This is a genomic window from Deinococcus marmoris (genome assembly GCF_001949125.1).
In the GTDB taxonomy this organism is placed as follows: domain Bacteria; phylum Deinococcota; class Deinococci; order Deinococcales; family Deinococcaceae; genus Deinococcus; species Deinococcus marmoris_A.
In genome coordinates, this window is sequence record NZ_MSTI01000087.1 from 1 (window position 1) to 1,515 (window position 1,515).

Annotated in this window: 3 protein-coding genes; 2 read left to right on the top strand and 1 reads right to left on the bottom strand. The window is 59.1% G+C overall.

All coding sequences use genetic code 11. The annotated features are described in order from the left end of the window. The first annotated feature begins 196 nt into the window (after window positions 1–196). Window positions 197–721, top strand: a complete 525-nt coding sequence (locus tag BOO71_RS13200; RefSeq protein ID WP_075833118.1) for a transposase — start codon at window positions 197–199, stop codon at window positions 719–721. A 332-nt stretch (window positions 722–1,053) separates the two neighbouring features. On the opposite strand, the gene BOO71_RS29075 is transcribed toward BOO71_RS13200, so the two are convergent. Next, window positions 1,054–1,176 (bottom strand): hypothetical protein, encoded by a 123-nt coding sequence (locus tag BOO71_RS29075; RefSeq protein ID WP_303046726.1) that lies wholly within the window; start codon window positions 1,174–1,176, stop codon window positions 1,054–1,056. 74 nt (window positions 1,177–1,250) lie between these two features. On the opposite strand from BOO71_RS29075, the gene BOO71_RS13205 reads away from it, so the two are divergent. Further along, the coding region (locus BOO71_RS13205; protein ID WP_139322934.1) for a transposase at window positions 1,251–1,515 on the top strand (265 nt) is incomplete at its 3' end.

The following is a 1,515-nucleotide window of genomic DNA, read 5'->3' on the forward strand; positions in this document are numbered from 1 at the left end:
CCCCCTGCCGTACCGTCTTCCGCCACATCTTGAAAGCAGCTTGTTGATGGTTACGGCGGTGGTCAGCTCGTTCTGGGCGTCGTGTTGGAGGGATTCACGCTCCCCCTCGTCTGGGTGGCGCTGGATCACGGTGGATGCAGTGACTCGGCCACCCGTGAGCGACTAGAGCCTTCCAGCGCTGTGCTGGAAGGCTCTGGTGGCCGACCGGGAGTTCGTGGGAAAGCAGTGGTTCACCTTTCTGCGGAAACGGAAGATCCGCCGCGTGATTCGCATCCGGGCTGACAGCGTGGTGGACGAATTGCGCGTCGATCAGTGGTTCGGGGATGTCCAAATCGGAAAGAAGCGCTGTCTGTTCGAAAAGGGCTGGGTCTACGGCTGCGTGATGCAGGTGGTTGCCACCCGCGCAGCGGATGGCGATCTTATCGTCCGGGCGACAGATTTGAAGATGTGGGACATCTGGGCGGTGTACCGATTGCGCTGGAGCATCGAGTGTACGTTCAGCAGCATGAAGTCGCGTGGCTTTGACCTGGAACGGTCAGCGGTGACCCACGCTGACCGATTAGAGCGGTTGTTTGGACTGGTCACGCTGGCCTGGGTGTGCTGTCTGCGGGTGGGCGTCTGGATGAATGCGTCCAAACCAATCCCGGTCAAAGCGCATGGTCGTCGCGCAGTCAGCGTGGTCCAGTATGGCTGGCAATATCTGGCGAGAGCGCTGAGATAGGATCACCCACAGGCCGAACTATACTTCGGCCTCTTAAATCAACCTTTCTCCGCACCCAGCACCACTTAAACGCAAGTTGTCCGGTACTGAAATCATCGCGTTTCCCTTCATTTTCGCAAGGCTGGCGCAAGACACCAGACCGCTGTAACAGGAACACCGTTGTGGCTGGGAACCGACGGAAGAACCGCAGGTTCAGAGGGCCACAACCCCCTACGGCGGCAGTGTCACCACTACATGGGAAAAGCTCAAATGGTACCGAAGAGACCAGCGTTCCTCCTTCTGTTCACCACTAGAATTTGGACCAACTGTGTCCTGCTCGGGGGGCTTCCAACCTACTCCACCCCCTGCGCCGTGTCCTTTTCCGGCCCCAGGTCAGGTTCGCCCAGCAGCTCAATGCGGGGGCCAGCCGCCCGTTCCTCAAAGACGATCAGTTCGTTCCGACCCTCCTGGAGCACCGGGCCGGGGATATACTGATGTTGTTAGGGTTTGGTGGAGGGTAAGTTCAGTGTGATTCACACTGGAGGACAGAATGTCCGTACCCAAGCAAAAGTTCACCGCTGAGTTCAAATACGAAGCTGTCCGCCTGGTTCGCACGACCGGTAAGAGTTGCGCTCAGATCGCCCGTGACCTCGGCGTTCCTCCTCACTACGTTGTCCGGTGGAAGCAACAGCAGGACCATCAAACGGCCGCTGGACGCCCTGCCTTCACCGGGCGGGGGATCCCCGCCCTTTCACCACAGGAGACTCGTCTTCAAGAACTCGAACGGGAGCTGGAAATTGCGCGACAGGAACGGG